Origin of the sequence: Larsenimonas salina (assembly GCF_023736155.1) — a bacterium.
GTDB classification, from domain to species: Bacteria; Pseudomonadota; Gammaproteobacteria; order Pseudomonadales; family Halomonadaceae; genus Larsenimonas; species Larsenimonas salina.
Window position 1 is genome coordinate 1 of sequence record NZ_JAMLJJ010000015.1, and the last position, 6,618, is coordinate 6,618.

Consider the following 6,618-nt stretch of genomic DNA (forward strand, 5'->3'; position numbering starts at 1 on the left):
GTTACGACTTCATGCAACTCTGCCGGCGCAACCGCGACGGTAGTCATACGACGCAGTATCAGCGTGCGCGATCGCTGCGAGCGATGAGCCGTGACCTGCAGGACCTCGGGTACCGCAACCTTCGAGCGGAAAGCCTGAAACCAAAGCACGTGGAGGCGCTGGTCTCACACTGGCGCGATAACGGGCTGGGTGACGCGACGCTCAAGAATCGATTGGCTCACATTCGGTGGTGGGCCGAGAAGGTGGGCAAGTCCAGTGTGGTACCTCGCGACAACAGCGCACTGGGCATCGCTGATCGAGCCTATACCGCTCAGGTCAGCCGAGCGCAGGAGCTGGATCCGCGTGTGTCAGCGATTCCGGACGAACGCATTCAGGCCAGTCTGGTCTTACAGCGTGAGTTCGGCCTGCGTCGGGAGGAGTCGATGAAGATCCAGCCAACCAGCGCAGACCGTGGCGATCGATTGGTATTACAGGGTAGTTGGACGAAAGGCGGCCGCGAACGCGAGATTCCGATCCGGACCGAGTCGCAGCGGCTGGCTCTGGATCAGGCGCACAGGCTGGCCGGTTCGAGATCCTTGATTCCGGAAGACAGGTCTTATGCCCGGCATCTCAAGCACTACGAGTATCAGCTGGGTAAAGCCGGGCTGTCGCGGATGCATGGCTTGCGGCACGCCTATGCCCAATCGCGTTATCGAGAGCTGACAGGGCGAGTTGCGCCGGCTGCCGGCGGAATGGCCTCGAGCGAACTGACCCCGGAACAGCGCAATAAGGACAGGGAGGCTCGACTGGCTATCTCGCGTGAGCTGGGCCACGAACGCGAGCAGATCACGGCGATCTATCTGGGGCGCTGAGACGGGAGAAGCGGATGAGCTACATCACACTGCTACTGGCGGAGAATGCCGGAAGCCAAAGCATGCAGTGGTCGACACTGGCAATGGTGCTGGGGATGTTTCTCGTGCCATTGGTTTTTTGCGGTATCTACGCGTACCGCGCCCACCGCAGAATCATGGCCAGGCGCAATCACTCTTGAAACAGATTGTTGTGGCTGCTGGGTTCAGCTCAGTCGGAACTGGTCATTTTAGCGCGATCCAAAAACGGCAGCCGAGTTCAAACAGCTCGATCGAGAATCCAGATAAAATGCCCAATAATGAGAAATGCCCAAAGGAGAATTTTTGTGGCAAAAATACTTAAATATCAAAGACCTTTACATGAACCGTTACGGATAAGTGATCCTGAAAATCCCAAGGTGAGCTTGCACTTAGGGGATGCACTTGAAAAATATAAAGAATGGCCAACTCCTACAGCGATAGTATCTGATGGCCCTTATGGACTTTCAAAATATCCTGGAGATCCAAATGGGGTGGAAAGTCTAGCGGAGTGGTATGCACCTCATATAGCCGAGTGGAGTAAAAAAGCTAGTGCTGATACTACTCTTTGGTTCTGGTGTTCCGAACTTGCTTGGGCTGAAGTTCATCAGGTACTTAAGCTGCATGGGTGGAAATACAAAGCAGCCCACATCTGGGATAAAGGTGTCGGACATGTTGCCGGCAACTGCAATGGCGACACAATAAGAGGGTTTCCTGTTGTAACTGAAATATGTGTCCAATACACAAGAGATGTTCAGTTAAGAAATTATGAGGGAAAACCTTGCTCGATTAAAGAATGGTTACGAAGCGAATGGTTTAGAAGTGGCCTTCCTCTCTATAAAACTAATGAAGCTTGTGGTGTAAAGAATGCCGCTACAAGAAAATATTTTACTCAATGTCATCTTTGGTATTTTCCACCGTCGGAAAAAATGGAGATGCTCGAAAAATATGCCAATGAAAATGGTTCTGCTACAGAGCGTCCATATTTCTCTCTTGATGGTAAAAGCCGTTTAAATGCCAAAAAGTGGGATAGGATGCGAGCTAAATGGAACCATGTCCATGGTGTTACTAACGTGTGGCAAGAGCCGGCTGTAAGAGGTAGAGAAAGAATCACCAAACAAGGTCTTAAGTCACTACATGCTAATCAAAAGCCATTGAAGCTAATGGAAAGAATTGTTGGTGCTTCAACTGATTTAGGTGATGTGGTTTGGGAGCCTTTCGGGGGTCTTTGTTCTGCTACTGTTGCATCTCTTAATTTAGGGCGTGAGTGTTATGCTTCAGAGCTCATTCCCGAATATTTCGAGGTCGCTTCTCAAAGGGTAAAAGATATATACAAGGATTTACCGAAGCATGAGCAAAAGCGAAATTCCTGAGCCGCCCGAAGCAATAGAGCCTAGTGATAGCTGGGAGCATCATGGTCTCTTTGAGTCTGTGAAAAAAGCTGTTTTTTCTTTGCCATCGCGCTTTGAAAGTTCATTAAATATTGATGGAGTTTTAGCAACTGACCTTTTTGCTTTTAACTCTTCTCTTGGTGCGACCATTGAGCAACAAGTTGTTAACTCTTTAAACAAGCTCAGGTCTGTCTGGGATCCTGAACAGGAATATGCACTTTACGAATTTGAACGTCAGCCACAAACATTTCCAGATGTTGTTCTTAAAGCTAGTGCTCCCAATGTAAAACCAGCCATCATTATGGGTATTGAGCTTAAAGGATGGTATGTTTTGGCAAAAGAAAGGGAGCCAAGCTTTAGGTACAAAGTAACTCCTGCGGTTTGCGCTCCTGCAGACCTTCTTGTAGTTGTTCCTTGGGCTCTTTCAAATGTGATTTCAGGATCTCCTATAGTTTTTGAGCCTTTTGTTATGGGGGCTAGGCATGCGTCCGAATATAGGAACTGGTATTGGAGGCACAAAAGGGGAGGGTCTTCTAAGAAAGACGTTAGAATTTCTTCCGCGAACAGCCATTACCCAACAAAATCGGATAGGATCTCTGATGTTCCAGAGAGCGACAGTGGAGGGAATTTTGGGAGATTGGCGCGCTCTGGTGCTATGGAAGAATACATATCCGGCCTTTTTGAAGAGAAGCTAGCAGGAATTCAACTGGCTGCATGGCAAAGATTCTTATCTATGTTTACTGAAAGTGCTACCAACAAAGATATTGACATAGCACTACAAAAGATCGCGGATAATCTTGGAAAAAGCCTCGATAATCCTGATATAGCAAGAAAGGTTGCTGATAATTTTCGACACATTGCCAATTTAATTGATGGGGGGGAAATACCCATATAGTCATCGGAATGATCCATAAAGTAGATCACTGATCTCGATGTAAATTTCGATATCCGCTAGATAACGTGCCTCAAGGCAATTTCTATTGTCTGGCTTTTAACTGAAACCCAGACAGTACCCGCGACTAGGAGCGCTCCCGCCCTTGCCCGACAGGCCCCGACACCTAGCCCCGACAGAACCTCCATTTATTGAAACCCGGACAGTTCATGATCGCGTCGCCAACGATGCCGCCCGCGGCCGCAAACACCTGACTCGAGACGAGGTTCACCGGTTAATGCGTGGTGCGATTCGACACAATCGTCACGGTCGGCGCGACGCGTTGATGCTGTGCTTGGCCTTCGAGCACGGGCTACGGGTATCCGAGTTAGTAGGGCTGCGCTGGTCGGCCGTCGACCTAATGACTCACGAGCTACGCGTCACCCGTGCCAAGGGCAGTCTCGATGGCACGCATCCGCTGCAGGGTGACACCGTACGGGCGCTGAAACGCTACCAACGCGAAAGCGGCCGTGCGACGGGTCTGGTGTTTGTCAACGAGCGGGGTGCGCCGGTCAGCGCTGATGGTTTTCGGCGCCTGCTGCATCGTCTCAGCGAGCGAGTGCTGGGCTTGAAATGGCATCCACACGCTTTACGCCATGCCTGCGGCGTGCATCTCATCAACCAAGGCGTGGATCTGCGCACAGTTCAGCTGTACTTGGGCCACGCCAATATTCAGAGCACGGTGGCCTATACCGCCCTCACCGGGCGTCAGTTTGAGCGGCTGAGCTTCTAGCGATCGGGTGAACCGTCAGTGTGATCACGTATTGCCTGGACCAGCGATCGAAAGCCATGAGGATCTTCATTTTTGTGATGTGTCGTGGCTGTTTTCTCGATGGCATCGGAAGGAGGAGGGAGCCTGCGTAGTTGTGCAACTTCCTCACGTAGCTGTCGAAGTTCATCGCGCTGTTCCCTCACAATCTCAAGGAGCGCATCGAACTTTTCGAGGACGTTAGGAGTGTCGGGTAAGGTGTCGTTTTGGAGTGTCGGTTTTTGTAGGGGAAAAGATTTCTGACCGGGTGGCTCTCCATAAACACGGATCATCTCTGAAAGATCGAGAATCTTCTGCCCTTTGCCATTAATTGCAGCTGTTACGCGGCCTTTAGCGACTGCCTCGTACAATGTAGAGCGGTGCAGACCGTACAATTTGGCCATCCGGCCAATGGTTAGTTGGGGCATGTCGGGCCCTGTTGGGTTCTGTCGTCGAGTTGCCCGACAGTATGGCCTCTAAGGAGCAGAGTTCACGACTTGGAAGCACTTCGTCGGTTTTCGAGGATTCGTAATGCCGCGTCCTCGTAAGATTCTCCTGGTTGCGCTTGAGCTTTGATAGTCGACGTAGGAATGCCGTAGAGCGCCCCTGAGCTTGTCTGGGGGTCGCTGCCTGCCTTGCCCTTGGTTTTATTCTTACGCTGCTTCTGGGGCTTCTCTGGGGCTTTCTCGCCGAAAGAAAATACCAAGTGCGAAACGCGTCGTCCGGTCTTGCGCTGCTCCCACTTCACCCACAGCGGCGAGTGCTCGTTGATCTGATCGACTGCAGGCTGAACGACCCAGCGCTTGAAATCCTTGATGGCGGGGTACTTGCCCTCTAGCTGGAACGCCTCGCGCAGCCACTCGATAGATACTTCACGCTGGCCGGCGTCGCGCCACTGGCACAACAACTCGTAGAGTCGAATAGCGTAGGCGCTATCCATGCGTGCCACGTCAGCCAGAGCGTAACGGGTGAATTGCTCGGTAAGCTGGGACAGATAGGGAATCATGTCGGTACCAAAGCGTAGAGCCACCATGCCCTCTGCCTCTCGATATTCCACCGTTTGCACCCAGCGAGTGAGTCGTACCTTGCCCCCGCTTTTGCTGTTAGGGGCTTCGTGCAGCGTCACACGACGCTCGAAGAGCCTCTCTGACGCGGCTTTGAGATTTTGGTAAGCAGTGCCTAACTGGGTACCTGTCATGTCGGCTATCTGTTGGGCGCTGACTTCGTAGAGTTGTTGATCCGTCAATGGTTGGTCCCGGCGCACCTGAGTGATGCAAGCCAGCACGATACGCTGCTCATAGACGCTCAGACGATAGGACGCTTCGATCAGTGCATTGCTTTTGTAGATTAGTGAAGGATCCATACCGACTCAATTAAAGGAGTTAAATATTTAACTCCTTTAATACCATCAATCCCTCCCTCTTTCAACCATCAATCCCTCCCCTTTCAACCATCAATCCCTCCCCTTTCAACCATCAATCCCTCCCCTTTTAAGCCTAAAAACAATTAATAATCAATGAATTACAGCACCTAAAAGGGAAAAGGGAAAAGGTACAGAAAAGAACGCCATACGCTCGCCAGCCCTCCGCTTCGCTCCGCCCCCGGCTACGCCGGGCCTGATGATGCTGCGCCAGAGGCGCACGACTGGACGCTTCAAGTCTCTTCGCGACAGCGCGTCACGATGGTCGTCTAAGGCACGCGGTTTCGGTAACTTTTTTCACTGAACCCCGGTTAACCAGAAAGGCGAGTGGGCTTTGCCGGCATCTGTGCAGCGCCCACTCGGCAGTGGCACCGCAGGCAAGGTGTCCCGCTGGTTGGTCATGGCTCGCTACGCTCGCGAGCATCCAAACGTCACAGATGATTTCAGCCACGGTGACCAGTTGATGGGGTACGTCAGGTGCGATGTTGTCTGGATCGATCGTGGGGGTAGGCGATCCAGACAACATCGTGCCCGACAACCGAAGGGCGTCAGCGCGTGAGCGACTGGTCCGCAGGACAAGAGGTAATTTGACCACTGCATGCTTTCGCCTGCGTCACTTCCATAGGTAGTGACGCAGGCTGGTAACGCCACAAATGGAAGGTTTTTTAGGAAAATACTTGAGTGACAAACACGTGATGAGCTATTTTTTACAGGGTAAGCCGCTGGTCACTGACGGTTATCAGTGACGCCCTCGAGGTTGTCTGCCACCTCACCCAGGCAGGCCGGTTGATCCTCGAATGGATCGCCCTTTGGTGTCTTCGACCCGGGTTCGACAGAACCCGAACCGAGATCCCCGTCAGCACCGCTGACGCGTTCCACAGACGTGACCTGTGGCCCTATGAGGGGATTCGTGCCGCCCTCATGGGTGCGCGATCTCCTGCTATTCCATCCAGCAGAGGAGACACACGCTGCACGACCTCCCGTCGTGATTCCCACCAGGTGAACCGTCGGGCGCTGCCATCGCAGCAGACGACGAGCATCGTCCTTGATCCATGCCTTTAGCCTTCGGGCGCTCCGAGACGGTAAGGCCGTTCGGACCGGCAATTACACTTACCGCGAACTGCTCATGAACAAGCTGAGTTACGACTTCATGCAACTCTGCCGGCGCAACCGCGACGGTAGTCATACGACGCAGTATCAGCGTGCGCGATCGCTGCGAGCGATGAGCCGTGACCTGCAGGACCTCGGGTACCGCAACCTTC

Annotated in this window: 7 protein-coding genes; 5 read left to right on the plus strand and 2 right to left on the minus strand. The window is 52.5% G+C overall.

What is annotated here, in order from left to right; genetic code table 11:
* The first annotated feature begins 11 nt into the window (after positions 1 to 11).
* From NAT23_RS14610 to NAT23_RS14630, 5 genes are all read left to right on the plus strand, one after another.
* Positions 12 to 851: a phage integrase N-terminal domain-containing protein gene (locus NAT23_RS14610; protein ID WP_251929393.1), complete on the plus strand. Its 840-nt coding sequence runs from the start codon at positions 12 to 14 to the stop codon at positions 849 to 851.
* 14 nt (positions 852 to 865) lie between these two features.
* Positions 866 to 1,030, plus strand: a complete 165-nt coding sequence (locus NAT23_RS14615) for a hypothetical protein (RefSeq protein WP_251929387.1) — start codon at positions 866 to 868, stop codon at positions 1,028 to 1,030.
* A gap of 144 nt (positions 1,031 to 1,174) precedes the next feature.
* Complete coding sequence (locus NAT23_RS14620; RefSeq protein WP_251929388.1) at positions 1,175 to 2,239, plus strand: DNA methyltransferase; 1,065 nt, start codon at positions 1,175 to 1,177, stop codon at positions 2,237 to 2,239.
* On the plus strand, positions 2,217 to 3,152 hold the full coding sequence (locus tag NAT23_RS14625; protein ID WP_251929389.1) for a hypothetical protein: 936 nt from the start codon (positions 2,217 to 2,219) through the stop codon (positions 3,150 to 3,152). Before NAT23_RS14620 ends, NAT23_RS14625 begins: the two co-directional genes overlap by 23 nt.
* A gap of 142 nt (positions 3,153 to 3,294) precedes the next feature.
* Positions 3,295 to 3,921, plus strand: coding sequence for a tyrosine-type recombinase/integrase (locus NAT23_RS14630; RefSeq protein ID WP_286010064.1), 627 nt, complete (start codon positions 3,295 to 3,297; stop codon positions 3,919 to 3,921).
* Here NAT23_RS14630 and NAT23_RS14635 read toward each other — a convergent pair.
* Complete coding sequence (locus NAT23_RS14635) at positions 3,918 to 4,364, minus strand: helix-turn-helix domain-containing protein (RefSeq protein ID WP_251929391.1); 447 nt, start codon at positions 4,362 to 4,364, stop codon at positions 3,918 to 3,920. The two genes, NAT23_RS14630 and NAT23_RS14635, sit on opposite strands and share 4 nt — an antisense overlap.
* Positions 4,365 to 4,426: 62 nt before the next feature.
* Positions 4,427 to 5,299 carry a RepB family plasmid replication initiator protein gene (locus tag NAT23_RS14640; RefSeq protein WP_251929392.1) on the minus strand — a complete coding sequence of 291 codons (873 nt, stop codon included), beginning with the start codon at positions 5,297 to 5,299 and terminating at the stop codon, positions 4,427 to 4,429.
* Positions 5,300 to 6,618 lie beyond the last annotated feature (1,319 nt).

What these genes read in the sequence shown, in the direction of transcription:
- NAT23_RS14640 (WP_251929392.1), bottom strand. Translation starts at nt 5,299, where the DNA reads ATGGATCCTTCACTAATCTACAAAAGCAATGCACTGATCGAAGCGTCC.
- NAT23_RS14615 (WP_251929387.1), top strand. Translation starts at nt 866, where the DNA reads ATGAGCTACATCACACTGCTACTGGCGGAGAATGCCGGAAGCCAAAGC.
- NAT23_RS14635 (WP_251929391.1), bottom strand. Translation starts at nt 4,364, where the DNA reads ATGCCCCAACTAACCATTGGCCGGATGGCCAAATTGTACGGTCTGCAC.
- NAT23_RS14610 (WP_251929393.1), top strand. Translation starts at nt 12, where the DNA reads ATGCAACTCTGCCGGCGCAACCGCGACGGTAGTCATACGACGCAGTAT.
- NAT23_RS14625 (WP_251929389.1), top strand. Translation starts at nt 2,217, where the DNA reads ATGAGCAAAAGCGAAATTCCTGAGCCGCCCGAAGCAATAGAGCCTAGT.